The following is a 25,102-nucleotide window of genomic DNA, read 5'->3' as shown; positions in this document are numbered from 1 at the left end:
TTTATAAAACTGCTGTTGAGGTTTTAGAAAAATACAGCGTTTCGATATGTGATAAATCAGCATTGAATTGAACAAAACTTGCAGGAAAACCTGTTTTTATTTTTCCAAATTTCTCTCCTAAACCAATCGCATTTGCAACACGTGTTGTTCCCATTTTTACCGCTTCATCTGCAGAAACATTCAAATGATTATAAGCATTTTGAACCGCTTCTAACATTGAGATTGTGGCTCCAGCCAAATTACCTTCGTCATTTCTATAAAAGCCATTTTCAAGATGAGCATCAAAATTATCCCATTTAAAACTTTCTATTTTTCGCCCTAAAAATGTGGCATCACTGATCAAAAAGAATTTGTCTTGTTTTAGTTTATAAGCCAACCTTGCGGCTGCATAATCACAATGTGCTCCATCTAAAATTACGGGAGCAAAAACATTTTCATTTTCAAAAACAGCACCAACTAATCCCGGTTCACGATGACCAAATTGAGTCATAGCATTAAACAGATGTGTTACAAGATTTATACCTTTTGAAAAGTAATGCTGTGCCTCTTTATAACCTATTGTAGAATGTCCTGCCGAAATTGTAATACCGCTTTCTAAAAGCATATTTAATTGCTCGTCAGTAAAACATTCAGGTGCGATTGTAATTACTTTTATCACATCTTTTCCGTATCTGATAATTTCTTCAAGTTCACTATTTGTTGGTTTGCGAACCTGATCGATACTGTGAGCGCCTCGTTTTAAAGGGTTTAAGAACGGACCTTCTAAATGCATTCCAATTACACCGTTATTGTGTTTTTGTATGTAATTTTTAGTCGCTTCAATTCCTTGCAGAATTGTTTCATTAGACGATGAAATTAAACAAGGTAAAACATGAGTTGTACCATATTTTAAACTTGAATCATAAATATCCTGAATCGTTTCTTCAGTAGGTGTTTGGCTAAAATAAAGTTTTTCACCTCCATTTATCTGAATATCTATAAATCCTGCTGCTATATGCTTTTCTTTTAAATCGAGTTGAGGTAGATCATTTGGAACCTCTTTTTGAACCGAAAGAACAGCTCCATTTTCTACGATAATCACTCCGTTATCAATTATCTCATCACCTGTATGCACAATAGCATTGACAATAGCTTGTTTCATTGTTTTTGTTATGTAAATTAAACTATCCAGTAAACTTTGAATCTACATTGGTTTAAGCCGTTTTTTATTTCTTTGATTTTCCTTTTTGAGAAGGTTTCTTATAATTGTCCTTCCCGTCTGTAAGCCATTTTAATGAAAAGCTTACGAAAGTATTTTGAGTATAGTCGTCTTTTTCAAAAAACACTCCAATATCTCCATTCTCAAGTATTGTAAGAGACGAATAAGCCGATCCGCCGCCATATATAGTTTTTCCTTCTGTCCATGTTTTTCCTTCATCATAACTAATACGAACCGTTAGATTCATTCTATCCTTTTCCATTTTAGCATTCGAAAACAGAATTCTATTCTTGTCATAACCATCAGCTTTAGCTGTGTATCGAATAATTTCAGCATTACAGCCCGGATCTATCAATTTAGGTTCTGGTTTAGTGCTCCAAGTTTTTCCCTCATCAGTAGAAGTATGTACATATCGCATTCCGCCTTTGTTTACCCTTGCATTAACCATCCAGCTTCCGTCAGCCAATTCAATAATTTTTGATTCGTCCGCAGGTTTTATAGGTGTGTCAATAAAAAACCATGTTTTTCCATGATCATTACTTCCAAAAATATACAAGCCGCTCGTTAAATTTACTAAAGTATGCAACAACTTTCCGTTTTTTGTTTGTATTCCGCGTCCAGAAGTTATAAACTTAAAATCCTTATGCCATTCCGGTTTCGCAATTTGGCTCGTAATATCTTGAGCTTTACTCCAAGTTTTACCATTGTCACTGCTTTTTACAACATGCAAATAATAAACATCTTTTTCCTTATCCAAGTCCATAAAATTATAGAACAAAAAGATTTCATTAGTTTGTTTGTCAACAATCATCGAAGGATCTGACGCAGATTGCCCGAAAGGAAAATCGGCTACTTTTTCAATCTCTGACCATGTTTTTCCATTATCAGCGCTTCTGCGAATAACAATATTAATGTCTTTGCTCCATTTTAAATCACCGCACGAAGGAACACGTTCATCGATAGCAGCAATCAAATCACCATTTGGAGCCGTTACTATAGATGGAATCCTAAAACAGGAAACGTCCTTAACCATCGATTTATTAAATAAATCCTGACTAGTGATTACGCCATCTGCGATTTTATAAGTTTCCTTCTGTGCATAAATCATTGTCGCAGAAGTTAATAACAGTAGTGTGAAATATTTTTTCATAATTAAAATAAAAATAGATTTTAAGGTTTTCTGTTTCAGAAACGCTCAATCAAATTCGAATAGTTGTTGCTAATATATTTAAATTAACTTGTTGAGTGTAATTAATTTTAAGACATAATCCCTATAACTTTCGGGATTGACTTTTGCTTCTTTAAAAAGGCGTTTCACTTAATTAAAATGCAAAAAGCATATCTATATGAAAGAAATGGGTTTCTTTTTGTATTCTTTTTTAGGTATACAATCTATGTTTCTATGTGTTTAACTTTATTATTTAAACTAAGCCAACGCCTAGTTAATTATTGGTTTAAAGTTTCATTTAGAAGCTGCAGGCAGTACCATTCTTGGCGTGGTAAATGAAAAGGTCCTTTGTAAAGATTTCCTTTTGCAGTTTGTGCAACGCTTCCGTCTCGATGCAGATAACCAAACCATTCTCCGTTTTCTTTATCATGAAACTTACTGTAAGAGTAGTCATGAATCATTTTGTGCCATTTTGCATATTTTTCATTTCCAGTCATCGTGTAGGCGAGAAGTGTCGCAATAATTACTTCATTATGAGGCCACCAAAATTTCATGTCCTGCCAATATTCCTGTACAGGATTTCCGTATACATCAAGAAAATACAAAATTCCTCCATGTTCTTTATCCCAGCCGCGTTCCCACATATAATCGAGCATTTTGCACCCCAATTCAATTAAATGCGGATCATTATTTCTATATTTTGCTTCATGCAAGATAAACCATGCACCTTCAATTGCATGTCCGGGATTCAAAGTTCGTCCGTCGATATGATCAATTATAGAACCGTCTGGCGCAACCTGTTCCATTACACATTCAATATCATGTTTAACAAAATCATTTTCGATTTCAGCAATCCATTTAGTAATCCATTCATCACATCTAGGATCACCAATAGTTTCTCTTATCTGTTGTGCAGTGTTAATCATAATCATTGGAGAACCAATTCCTTTTGCCGGACGCACAGCAGTATATTTTGGTTCTAACAATCCTGGTGTAGTCGCATATTTAATACATTCTCCAAATAAATGACGCGCTTGTTCAGCGACCTTTTCGTCACCGCTTGCTTTAGCATAAGCACTCATTGCGATAACAGCGAAAGTCTCAGAAAAATAATAACGGCGTTTACGAATAGGACTTCCATCGCGTGTTACATGAAAAAACATTCTTCCATCCGTATCAAAACAATGTTTGTTTATAAAATCGATACCAGATTTTGCGCCGTCCAGCCATTCTTGTTTAGGTTCAATTGTATTATAAAGTGTTGAAAGAAGCCATGCTGTACGTCCTTGAAACCAAACCGATTTGTCATCATCTATTAATTCACCTGTTTGATTTCGCATTAACAAATAACCGCCATGAACAGTGTCAATAGAGTGAGGAAACCAGAAAGGAATGGTGTTTTTAAGTAATTGCTTCTGATAAAAATCTTTTAAATCTATCAGGTCTGTCGTTGTATAACTCATTTTTTAAGTATTTTTTTATACCTACCAATATCGTTAGGCTTTGATTTACTATGTTTTACTTTTTGTATCGTATTTTCAATGCGTAAAAGTTTATATGTTTTTTGGGAGATGTATTCTAATTTGTGCTTGAAGAAATTACTTCCGTTTGAAAAGTCGAGCAAGGCAGATTTTCCTCATTTACCAAATTGGCTTTCGTATAAGGTTTCCAAGCATAAAAGACCGTTTTAATCTTTTCGGTTTTCGGAATAGTAATCTTGACTTGATTATTGACTATTTCAGCTTTACAGTCCATTCTGTTTCCTTTTTCGGTCACTAATTCAAAACCGATTAACTCTTTTTTATCTGCAGTTTGTAATTGTTTTGCATTTGAAAAAGAAACTAGAATTGCATCTCCTTTTTGTATCGCTTTTAAAACAGCTGGACCGTTTGCGGTTATATTTTTGCCATAAGTATATTTTAAAGCAAGTAGAGCCAGTCTGTCTCCAATTTGTTTTTTCCTTATCGGATGTACATTTGTCGAATCGCCAAGATCCATACTAACTGCCATACCGCTGTTTGGAATTTCTTTCTGGATTCTGTTTTGCATATCTCTAAATGAGGCCCAAGACGGACGATCGATACTCGATAATTGCACGTAGTAAAAAGGAAGGGAAGCTCCCCAAGCTTTTCGCCAGCTTTGAACCATTACAGGCATTAAATGTTCGTATAATTCAATATTGTGTGCATTGCTTTCGCCTTGATACCACAGAAATCCTTTTATGGGAAACTCTGTAAAATGTGTAATTCCTGCTTCATAGTTGTAGCTCGGTGCGTACGGATGACGTTGTTTTGGGTTTACAGCATTTTTTAAATTTTCATCTGCACGTGATCTTACCCAAGGCATTATAAAATCAGATTTTCGCCAATTCGTCAAAACATCTACAACTTTATTGTCGTGTTCTAAAGTATATCTGTCGATCCAGGATTCGATTGGAGATCCGCCAACAGCAACTTCTATTAAGCCAATAGGTACATTTTCTTCTCTAGTAATATTTTGACCAAAAAAAAAGGCAATTGCCGAGAAGTTTTTGGCACTTATAGAATCGCAGACTTTCCATTTTCCTGAAAAGTATTGTAATTGATTGGTTTTTTCTAAAACTGTAGAGTCCCAAGCTTTTTCCTCTGTTTCCTGAAGAACTTCAAAATTAAAAAGACGTAATGTTGTATTGCTTTGTGCGTTTTTAATGACCGAAGTCCCGTTTTCGGCATTTTTCAGTGGAAATGCTATATTCGATTGTCCTGAGCAAAACCATATATCTCCAATTAAAATATTCTTTAAAACAATGCTTTTTTTGTCAGATGAAATTTTAATTTGATGTGTTCCGCCAGATTTCATTGCTGGAAAAACGGCTTTCCATTTTCCATATTCATTTGTGGTTACGATTTCTTTTTGATTGTCAAAAAGTACTTCAACTTTACTGCCTCCATTTGCGTTTCCGTAAATTACAATTGGCTTTTCACGCTGAAGTATCATATTATCGCTGAAAACGGCGCCAAGTTTTAAACCTCCAAAATTCTGAGAAATATTTTCGTAAACAGTCTGCGCTAGGATCGCTGCACCTTCTTTTATTGGATGTAAAGCATCTGGAAAAAGATCTGGACGATTGTATAATTTTTCATGAAGATCAATGAGTTTTACATCATTTGCCGCTGCAATTTCAGAGATATGTTCCTGAATCTGCCAAAACCAATCGCGTGTTCCCGATTTAAAACGATTGTGTTCGTTAAAAATGGGTGTCATGCGGCAGATGTATATTTTTACTTTTGGATTTTGCTTTTTTAAAGTATCGATAATCCAAGAATAATCAGCATTAAAATCTTCTCTATAATTTGGCCAGTTTCTAGGATCAGTGTCGTTTAAGCCTAAATGAATAATTGCAATATCTGGTTTATAGGCAATAGCTTTGGCACATTCTTCTGTTTTATAATAAGGCTTACTTCCTTTTTTTAAGAGTGTTGCACCGCTGTGCCCAAAATTTTGAACTTCAAATTTATTACCCAGTAAAATTTGCAGCTGCGAAGGATATGATTCTGTTTTAGAATTGGCTAGTAGATATCCAGCTGTCACAGAATCTCCGATACAGGCAACTTTTACGGTGTTTTGCTGCGCATTTATTTTAGTGTGAACGAGCACAAAAATAAACAAGGCGAGCAGAAGTAAATTTCGATTCAGTATTCTCATTTTCTAATTAAATTTTTAAAACTTAATACATTATAAGCTGGGCAGAGCGCAAGGCTCCGCCCTGACTTATAAAACCAAAAGCCAACTAATTAATTTTCAGGATAAATAAATTAAGGGATTACGCTACGCTTTATGCATCGGCAAAATCATTTACTTTAGGACGTAAAAAGCTGATTTGAGCGATCAATGCAATCAGAACGACACCAGCCATTAAGGAAAAACCATAACCTAAGCTGCCGGTATCGGCTGATTTACCAAGCAAAGAAGTAACTAATGCACCGCAGGCAACGCCTGTCATATTCAAAACGCCATATGCGGTGGCTCTGTGTTTTGAAGAAACAAACTGACAGATAATGGGCATATTATTGGCATCAAACATTCCGTATCCTATACCAAAACATAAAACTGCGCCAACCACGTGCCATAATGAATGTCCAAAACCAATTAACATTAATGCTGGAATTGTTAAGCTTAAACCTATTGCACTGGTATAAACTCTTCCTCTTATATTTTTTTGAACCCATTTGTCTGATAAAATACCTCCAAATAGAACTCCTAATAATGATGAAAATGAAATGGTGATTGTTGCTAAAGGTCCAGCCTGATCCATTGAAATACCCAAGTTGTCCGAGAATAGGGTAGGAAGCCAGTTTTTAGTTGCCCAGCCCGGTAAACTTATGATAGCAAAATAAAACAGAATTACCCAAAATGAAATATTGGTAAATAATAACGCCAGACCTTTGAACAATGGATCTTTTTCATGCGTTTTATTAAATTCAGAATCTAAAGTTTTAGTTTCAACTTTTTTCTCACTTAATAAGAAAACTAAAATGAATGAATAAACAATACCCACAATACCAAAATGATGAAAAGTAGTATGCCAAGAAAATTTAGCCGCAATCGTAGCGCCAAAACCACCCAATGCCGAACCTACATATAAACCAGTCATATGAATACCAATAGCAAGTGATCTCGTTTTTTGCTGATGAAAATCGGCAATTAGAGACAAACCAGCTGGAATATATAAAGCTTCACTTACACCCATAACAGCTCGAAGCCAATAAATTTGATTATACGTTGTCGCGTAACCCATTGCATAAGTAACCGCAGACCAAACAAACAAACTGCCTATAATAAGCCATTTTCTATTTAACTTATCGGCAATAATTCCTGATATTGGACTCATTAAAGCATAAATCCAAAGAAAAATAGCCATTAAACGTCCAAAGTTTTCACCAGACACTAATTCTGGAATATCATTTTCCATCGATGGTCTCATAGTAGCAAGCATTTGCCTGTCCATGTAATTTAGTAGCGCTACAATCCAAAGTAAGGCGACTACTAACCAAGGATAATATTTAGAGTTTTTCATTTTTTTTGATGTGGTTTTTTTTTGATTGTGTTTTGGTAGATCTAGCAGTTTTTAAAAACGTATTAGATTTTAAGCTTAAAATATATTATTTGATACTTCCTATCATGACATTTGGCGTGCGTATTCCTGGTTTGATTTCTCCATTCGATAAAACAATTTTATTGTTCCATAACACTGCCGGTGTCGTTACATGCGCAAGAAAGGGAAGTTCTCCAATTTTTGACCATTTATTTGTTTGTGTGTTGTAAAGTAAAACAGCATTGTAAAAACCTTTATGCGTTGTATTTAATATGTTTTTCTCTGCAATAAGCTTTGATTTTTCTTCTTCTGAAGAAGCTTTTGAAATTTGAGATAAATACGTTTCGATTTTATGAAAAGTAGTTCCGTTATCTCCGCCGGTAATCAAAATGTATTGATTTCCGAAAGCGACACCTGCACCAGCAGAAAAATTCGTCGTGTTTTTACCGTCAGTAATTATGGCTTTACTTTCCCAAGTTTGACTTTTTAAATTAAAAACCAATGTAGTATTGTGTAAATCACTTATTCCTGATGGTGTTTTTGTTCTTCCGCCAATGATATAAATATTGGTTTCGTTTTTATCTTTCTGAATTACTGCAACTGAGTTCGCTAAAGCAAATGGCAATTTAGGAAGTGATTTCCATTCAGATTCAGCAGCATTTAAATCAATACTAAAAACCAAATCAGATGATTTTGCAGCTTCGTCTCCGCCAATCGCATATACTATATTATTTAAACTAGTCAAGGCAATATTGGTAACGGCGATTGGAAAATCGGGCAGTGATTGTAGTTCGATTTCATTTTGCTTGCTGTTCCATTTTAAAAGATATGCTTTTTTAGAAAGTCCGTTTTCATTTTCTCCTCCCACATATACAATTCCAAGACTTGTCGATGTACTTCCTGAATAAGCGATAGGTTCTGGCAATGAAACAGAATTTTTCTTATTCCATTGATATTGGTCTTTGATTTTTTCTAAAACATGAATTTCTTTCGAATAGTGTTTTTTTCCTCCTTCCCAAGGCTTTTTATCTGGAAAATTTGCTCCGCCTGCCGTAATAAAAACGTCATTATAAACTCCGTTAATAGGGCCTGCAAAACCTAAAGACAGGCTTCCGTCTTCATTTTGTAATTGCGCGGCTTTTTGCCATTCGACGCTTTTTATAGTTGTTTTTTGCGCTGAACTTATTGTTGTCGACATCATAAAAAAGGTAAAAATTAAAGAAGAAAATACAGTATTCATAAAGGCTTGTTTTAGAAAAACGAACTTAATTATTTTGATTTAAATTCATCAAAATTTAAACCTTCAACATCTTTTTTGAATAACTCAAATTGTGCCGCGCTCATGTTTTTAACTGGTAATCTAAATTCGCCTAAATCATGTCCAACCAATTTCATGTAGGCTTTTCCAACAGAAATTCCACCGTATTTCCCTAAGAAACGAATCATATCAATAGATTTTTGCTGCAGTTTACGTGCCTTCACCAAATCGTTTGCATTAAAAGCGTCGATTAAATCATAGTATAATGGAGCAGCATAGTTAAACGTACTTCCTACAGCACCTTTTGCACCTAAAACCAATGCAGAAAGCATATTTTCGTCACGTCCCCAAAGCATATCAAACTTTCCATCAGCATAACTCATGCAGCTTTGAAAATCCATGAAATCTTCATGTGTATATTTCACGCCTGCGAAGTTTGGCAGTTTTCCGTCTAATGCTCTAACTAAATCAAACATTGCAATATTTACTCCTGTTAATACTGGAATATGATAATAGTACAAAGGCATATTTGGAACACTTTCTCCAACTTTAATACAAATTTCTGCCAATGTATCAACGCTTGATGGTTTGAAATAAAATGGTGCAGTTATAGAAACGGCATATAAACCAATTTCATAAGAGTGTTTTGCTAATTCGATACAGTCAGTAAGCGAAGTTCCTCCAAGAAAAACCATTACTTTAAAATCGGCATCGTGATTAGAGCAATCAGCCCAAGCCTGTGCTACAGCTTTCTTTTCTTCAAGCGAAATAGAAACACCTTCTCCAGTTGAACCAATGATGAATGCACCGGTAACTCCGTTTCTTTTTAAGAAAGCGTAATAAGGAGGAATCAAGCTTAAATCTAATTTTCCGCTGCTGTCGAATGGAGTAAAAGGTGCAGAGATAAGACCTTGTAAATGTTCAATTTTCATGATTGTATTTTTTTATTATTGATGTATTTTGTTTGAATCAGACTGAGAACGTTTTAGATTCTCAGCCTGATTTTAAACTTATATTTTTTAAATTTTATTTGCTAAGCGGATTTTGAACAATTTTTGGATTGAAATTGATTGTATTCTGAGAGATTGGGAACAAAACTTCTTTGCCAGCTGTCATAGATGATACTAGGTTTGTTTTGTTGAAACGAACTAAATCCCACCATGATTTACCTTCAAAAGCCAATTCTTTTAAACGTTCTTTTAAAATAAGATCATCATTTGCTGTTTGTGAACCATTTGTAAAAGAGGCTGTTGCATCGGCTCTTTTCATAACCAAATTCATTTCTGTTGAGGGATCTTGACCTAAAGCATTTTTAATTTCAGCTTTCATTAATAAAACATCAGCCCAGCGGTAAATGATAATATCACTTACAAATCGTCTAATTGTACCGTCAACAGTTCCGTTGTATTTCACTAATCCTGTAACAACAGGAGTTGCACCATTGTATAAAGTTAAATAAGTTGCTGCTTTTCTAGTATCTGTAGAAGCAAAATTAAATTTGGTAATATCTGGCTGTACTCTCGAAATACCTGCATTTCCAGATCCTGTTCCCAGTGTTCCAAAAACTGCAGTTGCCTGCGCAGCTGTTAATGGAGCAAAATCACTTGGACCAACAAACATAAATTGATTCCAGTTGTCTAACAATGAAGACGGTAAGTCTGCAAGTGAATAACGAACTGCAAAAAGTACTTCGGCATTTCCTTTTTTATCATAAGCAAAAACATCTTTAAAGTTAGGCAATAAAGTTGGAGTTCCTGGTATGGCATTCACAGAAGCTAAAGCAGTGTTTAAATCTGCTGTTCCGCCGCTTAATTGTTTTGCTGTCCATAAATAGACATCCGCTTTTAAGGCTTGTACGGATGGAAGCGCTAATTGAATTGTATTATTTGCTGTATCAGGGAAGTTTGCAATTGCTTTATCAATGTCTGATTTAATAAAAGCAAATGTTTCTTCGATTGTGTTACGCGGAATAATATACTGTGATTGATTAGTATTTTCTGTTGGTTCTGTTACAATTGGAACACCTCCCCACGAACGCGCCATGATAAAGTAGCATAAAGCACGCATTGTATACGCTTGTGCAATGTATCTTTTTTGCTCTTTTACCGTACTTGGACTAAATGGAATTTGCGGTACATACTTTAAAATCAAATTCGCCTGATGTATTGTAGTGTACAATCCAGCCCAATCAACATCGATGTTTTGAGGTGTAAGGTTGTTATTGTAATAATTTGCTAATGTTAATGGAGATTGAACTCCTCCAGTTATTTCGGCACTTCTTGCACCTCCAAGAAGATAATAATTTTGCTGTGTTTGGATTCTGAAGTTAACATACATACCGTTTACACCAGCCTTTGCGTCGTCTTCTGTTTTCCAAAAACTATCTGAGGTAATGACACTATCAGATGTTAATTCTAGTTCGTCCTGACAAGAGGTGAATAGAGAGAAACCAGCAAATAGTATAGAATATAAAAGAAATTTCTTTTTCATGATTTTAGTATTAAAAATTTACAAACCGATATTTAAACCAAGTATAATGTTTCTAGGCACTGGATATGTACCAGTAGATCCTGCAGCGTTTAATCCTAAACTAGATCCTCCGTCGATACCTTGCACTTCAGGGCTTAATCCTTTGTATTTAGTAAAGTAGTATAAATTGCTTCCGGTTACGTACAAACGAAATGATGTTAATCTTGCTTTTTCGACTAACGATTTTGGAAAGTTGTAACTGAATGTGATTTCTCTAATACATAAGTAATCTCCGCTTTCGTAGTAACGGCTGTTACCTTGAAACATATTGGTGTTGTAAGCAGCACCGCTTGCTTCTGATCTAAATAAGTTATTTTGATTCGTTTGATCTGCCCAACGGTAACGAGGAACATCAGTAATATCACCTTCTTTTTGCCAAGCTTGTGCACTTTCGGCTAATAAGCCATAGTTTCCTTGAAACTGACCTAAGAAACGTGCTCTTGCTTCGTTGTAAATTGTAGCTCCTAACGAATAATCTGTTCTAACTGTTAAAGAAAACCCTTTGTAAGCAGCATCAAAATTAAAACCTCCCACAAATGTTGGGAACATATTCCCCATATATTGTCTGTCTCGGCTGTCGATTACACCATTATTATCAGTATCTTCAAATACGGCATCTCCAGCGAATTTTTTACCAGTTGGGTTTCCACCGTTTGCAGCTGTTTTTGTTACGTACGTATCTTTAACTTTTAAGTTGTAAGCATCGGCTTCAGCTTGAGTAGAAAGAATGTATAGTTGTTTGTGCGCATAGAAATCTCCAATTTTTTGACCTTCCTGCAATCCGCCTACATATTTATAAGTTCCGCTTTTTACATCGTAAATTTCAGTTCCGCCAATTCTGTTATTTGTGTTTCCATTAAATGGAAGCTTTTCAACTGTGTTTGTATTGTGCGAAACGTTTGCTCCAACATTGATTTTCCAATCATTTTGATTGTAAACATTTGCTTGTACTTCAAGCTCAAAACCTTTACTTCTTAATCCTCCTAAATTGGTTAAAACGGTAGAGAAACCACTATTTGAAGGTAAAGTCAAATTCGTTAATAAATCTGAAGTTAACTTGTTGTAGAAATCTCCAATAATTCTAATCTTATCTCCATTAAATCCGATATCAAAACCACCGTTGATTGTTTCAGATTGTTCCCATTTTAAACCTGGATTAGCAATTTGAGAATTAATAATTGCCGATTGTCCGTTGTAGCTGTTCGGAAGTCCGTTTGTTGTACCAGCATACAATCCGCCAGCCTGAAAATCTCCCAGAGTTCCTAAGTTACCATTTACTCCATAACTACCACGAAGTTTAAGAGATGAGAAGAATTTAGGCATTACATTTGCCCAAAATTTTTCTTCCTGCATATTCCATCCTGCAGATATTCCAGGGAAAAATCCATATCTATTATCTGGACCTAAACTTGATGAACCGTCATAACGGAAAGAAGCTGTAGCAAAATATCTGTTTTTATAATCATAGTTTAAACGGCCAAATACACTGTTTAAAACTAATTTAGTATTGTTGCTGTAAACCGAAACAGGAACTGGAGACGAATCTAAAGTTTGTGCTAAATCAGAAGGACTTCCTTTTCCTGAAGCATTAAAAGCTTTAATTGTTCTGTCGTATTTTGAAGCTCCTAATTTTGCATCAAAATCACCAATCGCATCCCATCCTTTTTTATAAGCAAAAACTCCTTCGTATTGTACTTGATAAATTTGATTGCTTAATCGAGTTGCCGTACGTGTATTATCAACTAATCCGCTGCTGCCGCTTAAAAAAGCCTGTTGAAAAGTATTGTCATTTTCGTTTTCGCTGTAAAGAGACATAGAAGGAGTGAAGGTAAAGTCTGTTGCCAGTTTTAATTCACCGTCTACACTCATTTGCAGTTTATTGTTTTCGTTGATTCCTTTTACTTTACCCATTTGATATAATGGATTTCCGTTGATGTTGTTTTGACCTGGAGCCAATGAACCATCTTCTAAATACATTTTTGTAGTAGGTGAGTTTCCTAAATATCTGTTGAAAACAACACTATTGGCAACAACTTGATTATTACTCGATTTAGAAAATAACACACGTCCGTTTAAAGTAAAATTATCAGCAACTTTTAATGATGCATTCAATTTACTTGTAAATCTTTGATACCCTGTAAAAATGGTAATTCCATCGCCTTTTAAATAACCAAGACTCAAATCGAATACGCCGGTATCAGTACCTCCGCTGAAACCAAGATTATGATTTTGCGTTACAGCACTCTGAAATAAAACATCGTTCCAATCCGTACTTTTGTAGATAATAGTATTACTTGGATTTAATGGATCTGCGATTTCCTGCCAGCCTTTTGCCTGCAATTGACTAACGGTATCTGCAGATAAATTAGACTTTAGTAAGGTTGCAAAAGGAGTATTACTTTGTAAATTATTTCCTGTTCCTGCTGGCGTAGCACCAGTTAATTGTCCTAATCTCGCAATACCAGTAGTTGTTGAAAGTCCAGCAAGTTCTGCAGCATTATACAAACCTTGACGTTGAAATTTAATATAATCTCCCCCATCCATAAAGTTATATTTTTTTGCAACATGACTGATTTGCGTAGAGGCATTATAAGTAACTTTTAGTTTACCTGCTTTTCCTGTTGTAGTAGTAATGATAATTACACCATTTGAAGCTCTTGCACCGTAAATAGAAGTAGCAGCAGCATCTTTTAAAACTTGAAGCGAAGCTATATCAGCTGAATTTATATCATCAATCTGCGTACGAATTACACCGTCAACAATATATAAAGGTGTTGCTCCAGAAGGGTTGTCGATAGATGTACCTCCTCGGACTATCACATTGGATGCTTTTCCGGGCTGACCAGATGAAGTTTTAACCACCAAACCAGTTACACTTCCTTGCAAAGACTGCGTTACGTTTGAATATGGAACATTTTCTAAAACTTTTTTGTCCAGTTTAGAAACTGCAGTACTCAAAGTTCTTCTGTTTTGAGAACCATATCCTACTACAATTACCTCATTCATCTGCTGTCCAATTTCTTTCAAAACAATGTTAAGAGAACCTCCTGTTATTGTTACTTCCTGATCTTGTAAACCTATATAGGTAACAATTAAAGTTGTAGCATTATCTGGAACTTCAAAAGCAAAGTTTCCGTCAAAATCTGTTTGTGTGCTTACATTAGTTCCTTTAGCAACGATATTTACACCCGGCAGTGATTCTCCTTTTTCATTGGTCACTTTTCCGGTTACTTTCTTTTGAATAGGGTCGTTCTTTTTTACATTTTTATCTGTAAAAACAATACTTCTTTCCGTTTTTGCATCTGCTAACTGCATAGTAAAAACTAAAAGTAACGTAGATGTTAATTTAATAACTTTTACGTGTTTAGGAATAAACCTATAATTTTTAGGTTTACTTTTAGGCAATAATTTCATACTTTTGTAATGGTTTGGTTAATAATAACTTTGTTAAAGGTCTATATGTTTATTCTCCAATCATTGTTCCTTACAGGAACTTGCCAGCTATGTTTCCAGCATTAGCTGGCTTTTTTATGACTAGAAAATAAATGGGGTATGCAATTGGTTCTATTGATAATTCTCTATGATCTTTAATTCTATTGTTACGTATAAAAATTTGTATTCTCCTTTTTCTCCTTCCTGTTTTTGTTTTTTTTTGAGGATTTTGTAAACCTCTAGTTTAATGAATTGTTTATGCTGCGTGCTTCATAACAATAAAATCAATATTCATTTTTTTTAGTTATTATAGATTGATTAAATTTTAACAGCTTAATCAAGGTTATGATAACTTTATGAATAAATTATTTTATTATTATGAAGTAAAGATATAAAATATTTTAATATAATAACTTTAGTTATTAAAATATTTTAATAATTAAGAAAGAAAACTAAAAATTAGTTGTTGATTAGAGGAAATAACATCTTTTCCTTTATAACGCAGCAAGCGCCAATAACGCCCGCACGACGGCCTAAAGTAGATTTTTTAAGCTTCATATCACGGTTAACTAAACCTAATGAATATTTTTTTAATGCAGACTGAATAGGCAGTAAAGAATAGTCGCCTAACTGTGCGAAATCTCCTCCAATTACCAGTAGATCAGGATTGAAGATGTTAAGCAGAATAGATAAATAACGTCCCATTTTTTCGCTTTGCTGTGTTACAAGGTCAACACAAAGTGTATCTTCTAGATTTATGGCTCCTTTTATAATAGTGTGATGCTGCAGTTCTGATGAAGAATCGTCAAGAACAACTTTAGATTGTTTGCCTTCTTTTACGGCTTCTTTAAATTGGTTTACAAGTGACCAACCCGATATTTCGGTTTCTAAACAACCTAATTTTCCGCATTTGCACATGATTTCATTATTAAAAATAGTACTATGTCCAAACTCTCCAGAATAGCCTGATTTACCATAATAAAGTTTTCCATCTGTAATCATCCCGATAGCAACTCCCCAGCTGTAATTTACAAAGATTATGTTTTGCTCATCGTCGACAACACCCTCACAATATTCACCAAACGCCATTGCACGAGTATCATTTTCTAAATGAACGGGAAGATCTAATTGTTCAGATATTATCTCTGTTAAAGGTCTATTTTCACTAAAGAAGTAATTATAACTAAAACCTTCCATTGAATTGATTCGGCCAGAAAAGTTGATGCAGACTCCTACAATCAATTTTTTCTCAACAGAGCTGTCTTCGATAAAAGAATTGATAAGATTGCAAAATTGTAATAAAGATTCTTGCGTGTTTTCTAAAGTAAAAGAGGTGCCAAGTTCTATACTTACTAACTCATTTTTAATATTTTGAAGTCCGATCGACATACTTGTTAATCCTACTTCAACCCCAAGAAAATAAGCACAAGTTGGATTAATGCTAAACAATGAAGGTCGCCTTCCGCCGCTGTTTGTAATTTTACCCATATCAACAACATAACCTTCAGCCAATAATTCGTTAACAGCTTTAGTCACCGTTGGAACGCTCGATTGTATTTCAGCACTTAATTCGGCAATGGTTGCATTTCCGCCAGTAAGTAAACGTTTAGTGATAAATTGTCTTAACATATGCCACTTTTGTTCTGACAGACTTTTGTCTTTACTATTGTCTAATAAATCTTTTAAACTCATTGCTTTGTGTTTTATGGGTTGACACAAATTTAATTTATTTTTTAAATTAGAATTAAAAAACAGCAGACAATATTAAATTTATTTAAAATAGCGTATAGGGATTTTAAATTTCTAACTTTTTTAATAAAATAGGAAGAACTCATAAGATGACGTTTTCAAATTGTCAATTAATTTGTAAATTTATAGAATGAGTTGTTATTGCTGCTGTTTCTGATTTTTTGTTTCTAATAAATAATGAAGGATCAGCTGCAAAAGAAGCTAATAAAAATGAAGACTATAATTATAAAAAGGGTTTATGATAATAAAACAAGTGACGGAACGTACCGAATACTTGTTGACCGATTATGGCCGCGTGGACTTAGTAAAACAGATTTAAGTTTTGATGAATGGGATATAGAAATTACACCATCGACAGAATTACGTAAATGGTTTGCTCATAAGGAGGAACGTTACGCAGAATTTACTAAACGTTACATTCAAGAATTGAATCTAAAAAGTGAAGAAACGACGCGTTTAAGAAATATGGCAGAAAAGAAATCTTTGACATTATTATATGCCGCAAAAGATCCTGTAATAAATCATGCAGTTATCTTGAGAGATTTTTTGCTCAACAATAAATAACCTGAGTTTTGATTATAGATAGAAAGAGTATTTGCTTTACTGTTATATACAACGGTGCAATTCGTACAATTGAAACTTATGTACACGAATATCCCAGTTTGATGTTTTTGCTTCGAGATAAGCTTTTTTTAGATGATTTTGGCGAATGCGGCGGCGTTGGCAGATGTGCCACTTGCATCATCAAATTAAATGGTGTTGAAGGAAATGCGTTAAAAAAAGATCGAAACGAACCAGCGACATTATCTAAACTTGGATATACGGCTGAGAATATTCGGCTTTCCTGTCAATTGTACGTTACAAGTGATATTGATGGTTCGCAGATTGAAATTCTGGAATTGTAATTTGTAAAAGTTAGTTAGCAGAATTTAAAATTCTTTGTTTTACATGCTCCATATACGATCTGCCAATTACATATCTTAAGCCTTCGATTTCTACACTGTTTCCTTCAACAGCGTCGATTTTATCAATGGCAACAGTATACGATCTATGTATTCTTAGAAAATTTCTTTCAGGAAGTAAATCGGTAAAGTCAGATAAGGTGCTGTGTATAATGTATTTCCCCGTTAAGGTGCTTATTTTTAAATAATCTTTTAAGCTTTCGATAACCAAAATCTCATTCAGGAAAATCTTCTTCATTCTTTTCTTATCTATTTTGATAAAAATAAAAGGATTTTCAGCAGAATTTTCAGGAGTCGGATTGGTTTTACTTTCCAGTCTTTTACTGATTTTATTCAACGCTTTCATTAACCTCGGAAACTCGATAGGTTTTACTAAGAAATCCAATACATCAAGTTCGTAAGTTTCTATTGCAAATTGACTGTACGCACTAGTAATAATAAGCAAAGGCGGATCTTCCAGGCTTTTTATAAAATTAATACCATCAAGAACTGGCATATTAATGTCTAGAAAAATGACATCAACTTTGTTGTTTTTTACAAAATTTAAACCTTCTATTGGGTTACTAAAAGTATTTATGACCTCAAAATTTTCAAGTGGTTCTAAATAATTTTTAATAACATTAATAGCCAACGGCTCGTCATCTATAATCAAACAATTTATTTTCATTTCTCTATTATTACTTTTTAAGCAAAATAATGCAGCGTATAAAATTTAATATAAGAAAAGTCGTCTTAAGTGACTTTAATTACAAGCTTTACGACAAAAATATTCTTTTTCTTCTTAAATGAAAGGTTATACTCGTTTTTATTATAACCCAGTTCTAACCTTTTTTTGACATTCTCGATACCTATACCGCTTGATACATTAAAATTGTCTTCAAGAGCAGTGATTTCAGGCTGTGGGTTTGAAACTGTAAAATGCAGGAAATTACCTTTTACCTTAAAATTTATATCAATCACAACCTTTCCAGTGTTCTTGTTTACACCATGTTTAAAAGCATTTTCGATAAAAGTCAATAATATAATAGGTGCAATTTCTTTGTCATGAATATCGCCAGAAACAGACATGTTTATTACCAATCGATCGTCATTTCTAATTCGTTCCAGATCAAGATAATTCTGAATACATAATATTTCATTCTCCAGCGATTGTCGAGTGTTTTTTGTGTCATACAACATATAACGCATTAACTCTGAAAGCTTAAGAACAATTTTAGGTGCTTTGTTTGACTTTTCGACAGACAGCGAATAAATATTGTTAAGTGTATTGAAGAGAAAATGCGGTGATATTTGAGATTTCAAAAACAATAATTCTGTTTCTAATTGTGATTTTTCAAGATCAGTTACTCGTTTTTGCTCCTTCATGAAATCTAATGTAATCTTAATAGCCGTAACAAAAGTGATTACATACAATTCGCCAATCATCATATCAATCGTGTAGTTGAGCGAAAGTTTATCGATAGTTTCTGGTCCTTCCGGCCAAACATCATGATTTATTAATAAATACGTAAGGTTGAACTTTATAATAACCATTATAAATATCGAAGACAATACCGCAAGGATATATAAAAGATACTTTTTTCGATAAACCAAATAAGGCATGAAGACAAGAATATTCAAGTAGCACAAGGTCATGTGAATAGGGAAGCCCAGTAAATTAGTCTTGAAAGAGTAGCCGTAATCATTAAAATAAATTCCCCAGCGAAAAGTATTAAACAAGAAATAAGTAAGCCAAAAAAGGATATGATATTGTAATGGTATTCGATATAATTTGCTTGTACTAAAATTCATAATTCAAAGTATATTTTGCGGCCTTTTTTGATGTTTGTCTTTGTTTAGATGTCGTTTGTCTAAAATAATTTAAGTAAAATTCAATTTTGTATAAATTTAAAGTTAAATTATTATTTTTTTTAATGAATGGCTTTACTTATAGGTTTTGTTTTCAATTCTAATAGTAAGCTGTAAAATAAAGCAAATTAAAAATAATAGTCAACAAGCTTTCTTTGTAAAACAAACAGTAATTAGTGATTTGAGAAATTTTTTATTTAAAACCGCTGGAAAAAAACTTGATTTTACCGCAAAGAAAGCCACTCAACTTTATAAAATATCAAGTCATGCTTACAAAAGATCAATACCGTGTTATTACCAAGTTTTTCTTAAAGATTCTAAAATCTATGTAGGATCAACATCTTCAAATCCTGAGGCTTTACATGGCAGTCCATGTCATAAAAGCCGAAACAATAGATCAACGTTATTGGTGTAAAATTATCACGAATAAAAACTGAAAACCAACATAAATTTAACTAACCCCAAAAATCAATATTATAATTAATGAATATCATTGACATATCAATCATCATAGCATACATTGTGCTATCAGTAGGAATAGGAATCTGGATTTCCAGAAAAGCTTCAAAAGGTTTAGATGATTATTTCCTTGGCGGAAAAACAATCAAATGGTATTTTTTAGGTTTAAGCAACGGATCAGGAATGTTTGATGTTTCAGGAACTTCCTGGATGATTGGAGTACTGTTTTTATACGGCGTAAAAAGTTTTATGTTTATGTGGCTTTGGCCAATTTGGAATCAGATTTTTGTAATGATGTTTCTCGCCGTTTGGATACGAAGGTCAAAAGTAATGACGGGTTCTGAATGGATTTTAACTCGTTTTGGAAATGATAAAGCCGGAAAAGCATCTCATATTATTGTCGCAATTTTTGCTATTATTTCTACAATAGGTTTCATTGCCTATTTTTTTGAAGGAATTGGGAAATTTATAACCATTATTCTTCCTTGGGATTTAACGCTTCATTCTGGCGATTTAATTCTACTAACTTCTGAGCGATCTTATGCTTTAATAATCATATTTTTAACTACAATTTATACTGTAAAAGGTGGGATGTTCTCTGTAGTTGCAACTGAAGTTGTGCAATATTTAATTATGATTATTGCCAGCGTTTTAATTGCTGGTTACGCTTTTGTAAATTACACCGATATTCAAATAAACTCCGTAATTACCGAAGAATGGAAAAACGTCTTCTTTGGATGGCAGTTTGAAACGCAGTGGAGCGAAAAGTTTCAGACCTTCAATAATTTAATTGATTCAGAAGGTTATAAAATGTTTGGCGCTTTTATCGGAATGACATTGTTTAAAGGTTTCTTCGCCAGTGTTGCAGGACCAACGCCAAGTTACGATTTACAAAGAATTTTGTCTACAAAATCTGTAAAAGAAGCTGCTTATATGAGTGGTTTTACGAACTTGATTTTATTTATTCCAAGATATTTATTAATTACAGGAATTGTTGTAATTGCCTTGATAAATTTAGCGCCGGAATTAAATGCTAATTTAAATTTAACTGGAGCCGATTTAGAATTATTAATGCCAAAAGTGGTTAATTTATATCTTCCAGTAGGTATTAAAGGACTTTTATTAGCAGGTTTATTAGCTGCTTTTATGTCTGGATTCTCTGCTTTTGTAAATGCGGGACCAGCTTATATTGTAAATGATATTTATAAAAAATACTTCAAGCCTGTTGCATCAAATGCACATTATATAAAAGTAAGTCAGATATCTTCGTTCGTAGTTGTTGGTTTGGGAGTTTTTATGGGATTTTTCGCAGAATCGATTAATTCTTTAACCTTATGGATTACAAGTGCATTGTACGGCGGTTATGTGGCGGCGAACTTTTTAAAATGGATTTGGTGGCGTTTTAACGGTTGGGGATACTTCTGGGGAATGTTTGCAGGTTTAATTGTGGCTTCTTTACAGTTTGTTCTAGGACAGTATAAAGGAACATTTGCAGAAGGAACATTTTTGTATGATTTATCACAAGTACAGGCAATTTACTTATTTCCAGCAATATTTGGATTCTCAATTTTAGGCTGTCTTTTAGGAACGTTTTTAAGTAAACCTACAGATATGGAAGTTTTAAGATCTTTCTATACCAATGTTAGACCTTGGGGATGGTGGGGACCAGTTTATAAAACATTAAAAGTAGAAGATCAAAAATTCGAAAAGAACAACGATTTCTGGAAAGATATGCTAAATTGTGTAATCGGAATTGTGTGGCAGTCAAGTATGATTTTACTTCCAATTTATTTTGTTATCAGAGATTATCCAAAAGCCTTTGTTGCGTTATTGGTATTTTTAGTAACAATGATAATTTTAAAATTCACATGGCTGGATAAAGTTCGAAAAATAACAGATTAAGAAAAATAGTAAACACAATAGAAACATAGATTTTTACGATTAGAAAAGAAAAATTACAAAAGATAAGGTTCCACACATATAGCTGCATCTTTTGAACTAACCAAAACCACTTTTTAAATTTTAAAAACTATGTTTCTATGTGTTTAAAAATAGAAAACTTTGCGCCGCAGTTTGTCATTCCGAGGAACGAGGAATCACACTCGGGAATTAACAAAGATTGACGATTTTGATAACGGAGCTTCTATTGTGATTTCCTCTTTCAGTCGAAAGGACAAAATTGAGAGTAACAAGAAGAACCAAGTCTTTACAACAAACAACAGAAAAAAAACAATAAACAAAAAATATAAAAATGAGCACTATTCCTTGGCAAGACAGACCTGAAAACAGTAATGATGTAATGTGGAGATACACTGAAAATCCAATTATTGAAAGATATGCTATTCCATCATCAAACAGTATTTTTAATAGTGCTGTAGTTCCTTTTGAAGATGGGTTTGCAGGAGTTTTCCGATGTGATAATAAAGCAGTTCAAATGAACATTTTTGCTGGTTTTAGTAAAAACGGAATCGACTGGGAAATTAATCATGAACCAATCGAAATGAAAGCAGGTAATACAGATATGATCGAATCTGCTTATAAATATGATCCACGTGTTGTTTTTATCGAAGATCGTTACTGGATTACTTGGTGTAATGGTTACAACGGACCAACGATTGGTATTGGATATACATTTGATTTTAAAGAGTTTTTTCAATGTGAAAATGCTTATTTACCATTCAATAGAAATGGTGTTTTGTTCCCGCAAAAAATCAACGGAAAATACGCTATGTTAAGTCGTCCAAGTGATAACGGACATACACCTTTTGGAGATATTTGGATTAGTTACAGCCCGGATATGAAATACTGGGGAGAACACCGTTTGGTAATGAAACCAACTCCTTTTGAAGATAGTGCTTGGCAGTGTACCAAAATTGGAGCAGGACCAATTCCAATTCTTACAAACGAAGGCTGGTTAATGATCTACCACGGAGTTATTAATACTTGCAACGGTTTCCGTTATGCCATGGGTTCAGCACTTTTAGATGTTGATTCTCCAGACAAAGTTAAATACAGAACACAGCCTTATTTATTAGGACCTGCAGAGCTTTATGAAATGGTTGGAGATGTACCAAACGTAGTTTTCCCATGTGCAGCTTTGCATGACACAGAAGAAGATAAATTAGCCGTTTATTATGGTGCAGCCGATACAGTTGTTGCTATCGCATTTGGTAAATTAAGTGAAGTAGTTCAGTTTACAAAAGATAACAGTTTATAAAAAAGAGATGGTTTTAAAACTTAAATGGCTTGCTGTTGCTTTAGGCTTGATTTCGATAACTGCGTATTCGCAGTCAAAGAAACCAGTTATTCCTAAAACGTATGTTGCGGCAAAAACAACCAAACCAATCGTAATTGACGGAGACGAATCTGATGCTTCGTGGAGTAAAGCAGATTGGACAGATCTTTTTGAAGATATTGAAAATGGTGTAAAACCAAAGTATGCAACCAAAGTAAAAATGCTTTGGGATGAAACCAATTTCTATATATTAGCAAAAATGGAAGAACCGCACGTTTGGGCAAATTTAAAACAACGCGATACCATTATTTTTTACAACAATGATTTTGAAGTTTTTGTTGATCCAGACAGTGATACTTTTAACTATTACGAATTAGAAATAAACGCTTTAAATACAGCTTGGGATTTGTTCCTGACAAAACCTTATAGAGAAAGCGATATTGTCGTGGCAAACGATTGGAATATTCCAGGTTTAAAATCGGCAGTAAAAGTTAACGGAACACTTAATAATCCAAATGATACAGATGAAGGCTGGGTTTTAGAAATGGCCATTCCGTGGGCAGCTTACAAAACCACATTCTTTGATCAAAATGTTCCAGCAGATAAATTTTGGAGAGTCAATTTTTCGAGAGTCAACTGGCAGCACAGTGTTAAAAATGGAACTTATGAGAGAAAGAAAGATGCCGAAGGAAAATTTTTGCCTGAGTACAACTGGGTTTGGTCGCCAATGGGTGTAATCAACATGCATGAGCCAGAAAAATGGGGTTATGTTTATTTCTCCTCTAAAGAAGGAAAAGATAGCTTTACAATTCCGCAAGACGAAAAAGTAAGATGGGAATTGTATTCTTTATATCGTGCTCAAAAAGGATATTTTGAAAAACATAAAACTTGGGCAAAGTCTATCACAGATCTTACCACAAAAAGCATTAGTGTTGATGGTAAAATTTTAAAACCAACAATAGAAAATCACTCATCAGGATATAATATTTTAGTAAAAAGTCCATTCACCAATACAACATTTGTAATAAGGCAGGATGGAAAAATAATCACAAAATAAACCACTATGAAACTACCAAAACTATTACTTTTTTTATTAGCATTTAGTATTTTTTCATGTACTAAAAAAGAAGAACAAACCACTTTTAAATTTGGAGTATGGACTACAGCCGATGCCAAAAAATCGGATGCAGATTATACTAAAGAGTTTAAAAAATACAAAGATGGAGGAATTGATGAAGTACTGATAAACACTTCGACAGATCCAAAGCTTTTAAGCCGCTTAGTGCCTTTAGCAACAAAAGAAGGTTTAAAAGTACACGCTTGGATTATGGCAATGAACAGACCTGGAGACTCAATTGCATTGCAGCATCCAGAATGGTATCAAGTAAGCAAAGAAGGTAAATCCTGCTTTGATACACGCCCTTATGTAGATTACTACCAATGGTTATGCCCAACTAGAAAAGAATCTAGAGAGCACGTTTTAAAATTAGTTGAAGAATTAGCAAAAGTTGACGGAATCGAAAGTGTTCACTTAGATTATATTCGTTTTCCAGACATCTTTTTACCAATTAGTTTATTGCCAAAATATAACTTAGTTCAAGATGTAGAATTACCTCAATTTGACTTTTGTTACTGTGATGAATGTGTAAAAGCATTCGAAAAAATTCACCATAAAAACCCGAAAGAAAGTCACAATACTTCAATCGATATGGAGTGGAAAAACTTTAGATTAAATGCTATTCAAGCTGTGGTTAATGATGCTTATGATATTGTGCATAAACACAACAAAAACCTTACGGCAGCAGTATTTCCTTATCCAGAAATGGCAGATCATATGGTGCGCCAGCGTTGGGATAAATGGAATATCGATCAAGTGTATCCAATGATTTATAACAGTTTTTATGATGAAGAAATTGACTGGGTTGGTTATGCTACAAAACAAGGTGTTGCGGACTTAAAAGATAAAAAAACAAAAATCAACACAGGAATTTATGTTCCAGGCTTAAAGACAGATAAAGAGCTGAAAGAAGCTATTTTATATGCAAAAGAAAACGGAGCAGTAGGAGTTTCTTTCTTTGATGGAAATGCTTTGTCTGAGAGTAACTTTAAAACAATTAAAGAAACAAAAGCAAGTTTAAAATAATCAAAACTTTATTTAGAACAAAAGCATAGTATCATTACAAATTACTT

18 protein-coding genes are annotated in these 25,102 nt (G+C 33.8%); 6 read left to right on the top strand and 12 right to left on the bottom strand.

What is annotated here, in order from left to right; translation table 11 throughout:
- Position 1: 1 nt before the first annotated feature.
- The 10 genes from nagA to NLG42_RS18045 all read right to left on the bottom strand — a co-directional run bounded on the left by nagA (position 2) and on the right by NLG42_RS18045 (position 16,351).
- Positions 2-1,141, bottom strand: a complete 1,140-nt coding sequence (gene nagA, locus NLG42_RS18090) for an N-acetylglucosamine-6-phosphate deacetylase (protein ID WP_257681801.1) — start codon at positions 1,139-1,141, stop codon at positions 2-4.
- A gap of 64 nt (positions 1,142-1,205) precedes the next feature.
- Positions 1,206-2,348, bottom strand: a complete 1,143-nt coding sequence (locus tag NLG42_RS18085; RefSeq protein WP_089056392.1) for a sialidase family protein — start codon at positions 2,346-2,348, stop codon at positions 1,206-1,208.
- Positions 2,349-2,644: 296 nt separating this feature from the next.
- On the bottom strand, positions 2,645-3,829 hold the full coding sequence (locus tag NLG42_RS18080; protein ID WP_257681800.1) for an AGE family epimerase/isomerase: 1,185 nt from the start codon (positions 3,827-3,829) through the stop codon (positions 2,645-2,647).
- A gap of 115 nt (positions 3,830-3,944) precedes the next feature.
- Positions 3,945-6,050, bottom strand: a complete 2,106-nt coding sequence (locus tag NLG42_RS18075; RefSeq protein ID WP_257681799.1) for a GDSL-type esterase/lipase family protein — start codon at positions 6,048-6,050, stop codon at positions 3,945-3,947.
- 130 nt (positions 6,051-6,180) lie between these two features.
- Complete coding sequence (locus NLG42_RS18070; RefSeq protein WP_257681798.1) at positions 6,181-7,422, bottom strand: MFS transporter; 1,242 nt, start codon at positions 7,420-7,422, stop codon at positions 6,181-6,183.
- Positions 7,423-7,507: 85 nt separating this feature from the next.
- Positions 7,508-8,680, bottom strand: coding sequence for a galactose oxidase (locus NLG42_RS18065; protein ID WP_257681797.1), 1,173 nt, complete (start codon positions 8,678-8,680; stop codon positions 7,508-7,510).
- A gap of 29 nt (positions 8,681-8,709) precedes the next feature.
- The gene (locus tag NLG42_RS18060) at positions 8,710-9,630 is read right to left on the bottom strand and encodes a dihydrodipicolinate synthase family protein (RefSeq protein WP_257681796.1); all 921 of its coding nucleotides are present in this window, start codon (positions 9,628-9,630) and stop codon (positions 8,710-8,712) included.
- A gap of 94 nt (positions 9,631-9,724) precedes the next feature.
- Complete coding sequence (locus NLG42_RS18055; RefSeq protein ID WP_257681795.1) at positions 9,725-11,188, bottom strand: RagB/SusD family nutrient uptake outer membrane protein; 1,464 nt, start codon at positions 11,186-11,188, stop codon at positions 9,725-9,727.
- An 18-nt stretch (positions 11,189-11,206) separates the two neighbouring features.
- Entirely contained in the window at positions 11,207-14,641 is a 3,435-nt protein-coding gene (locus NLG42_RS18050) for a SusC/RagA family TonB-linked outer membrane protein (RefSeq protein WP_089056386.1), read from the bottom strand.
- A 477-nt stretch (positions 14,642-15,118) separates the two neighbouring features.
- Positions 15,119-16,351: an ROK family transcriptional regulator gene (locus tag NLG42_RS18045; RefSeq protein ID WP_089056385.1), complete on the bottom strand. Its 1,233-nt coding sequence runs from the start codon at positions 16,349-16,351 to the stop codon at positions 15,119-15,121.
- Positions 16,352-16,618: 267 nt separating this feature from the next.
- Here NLG42_RS18045 and NLG42_RS18040 point away from each other — a divergent pair, with 267 nt between their 5' ends.
- Together NLG42_RS18040 and NLG42_RS18035 are read left to right on the top strand one after the other, a co-directional pair.
- The gene (locus tag NLG42_RS18040; RefSeq protein ID WP_257681794.1) at positions 16,619-16,972 is read left to right on the top strand and encodes a DUF488 domain-containing protein; all 354 of its coding nucleotides are present in this window, start codon (positions 16,619-16,621) and stop codon (positions 16,970-16,972) included.
- An 8-nt stretch (positions 16,973-16,980) separates the two neighbouring features.
- Positions 16,981-17,313 carry a 2Fe-2S iron-sulfur cluster-binding family protein gene (locus tag NLG42_RS18035; protein ID WP_257681793.1) on the top strand — a complete coding sequence of 111 codons (333 nt, stop codon included), beginning with the start codon at positions 16,981-16,983 and terminating at the stop codon, positions 17,311-17,313.
- 10 nt (positions 17,314-17,323) lie between these two features.
- Here NLG42_RS18035 and NLG42_RS18030 read toward each other — a convergent pair whose 3' ends face one another.
- Both NLG42_RS18030 and NLG42_RS18025 read right to left on the bottom strand, forming a co-directional pair.
- Positions 17,324-18,037, bottom strand: coding sequence for a LytR/AlgR family response regulator transcription factor (locus NLG42_RS18030; protein WP_089056383.1), 714 nt, complete (start codon positions 18,035-18,037; stop codon positions 17,324-17,326).
- Between the two features lie 65 nt (positions 18,038-18,102).
- The gene (locus NLG42_RS18025; protein WP_089056382.1) at positions 18,103-19,161 is read right to left on the bottom strand and encodes a sensor histidine kinase; all 1,059 of its coding nucleotides are present in this window, start codon (positions 19,159-19,161) and stop codon (positions 18,103-18,105) included.
- Positions 19,162-19,701: 540 nt separating this feature from the next.
- Between NLG42_RS18025 and NLG42_RS18020 the strand changes: the two genes are divergently transcribed.
- The 4 genes from NLG42_RS18020 (at position 19,702) to NLG42_RS18005 (ending at position 25,055) form a co-directional block, all read left to right on the top strand.
- Complete coding sequence (locus NLG42_RS18020) at positions 19,702-21,579, top strand: sodium:solute symporter family protein (protein WP_257681792.1); 1,878 nt, start codon at positions 19,702-19,704, stop codon at positions 21,577-21,579.
- A 349-nt stretch (positions 21,580-21,928) separates the two neighbouring features.
- Positions 21,929-22,894: a glycoside hydrolase family 130 protein gene (locus NLG42_RS18015; protein WP_089056379.1), complete on the top strand. Its 966-nt coding sequence runs from the start codon at positions 21,929-21,931 to the stop codon at positions 22,892-22,894.
- 7 nt (positions 22,895-22,901) lie between these two features.
- On the top strand, positions 22,902-23,969 hold the full coding sequence (locus tag NLG42_RS18010; RefSeq protein ID WP_257681791.1) for a carbohydrate-binding family 9-like protein: 1,068 nt from the start codon (positions 22,902-22,904) through the stop codon (positions 23,967-23,969).
- A gap of 6 nt (positions 23,970-23,975) precedes the next feature.
- Positions 23,976-25,055: a putative glycoside hydrolase gene (locus NLG42_RS18005; protein ID WP_089056377.1), complete on the top strand. Its 1,080-nt coding sequence runs from the start codon at positions 23,976-23,978 to the stop codon at positions 25,053-25,055.
- Positions 25,056-25,102: the final 47 nt, after the last annotated feature.

It is taken from the genome of Flavobacterium plurextorum, assembly GCF_024638035.1.
GTDB lineage: Bacteria > Bacteroidota > Bacteroidia > Flavobacteriales > Flavobacteriaceae > Flavobacterium > Flavobacterium plurextorum.
This window is presented reverse-complemented; position numbering and strand designations above follow the sequence as displayed.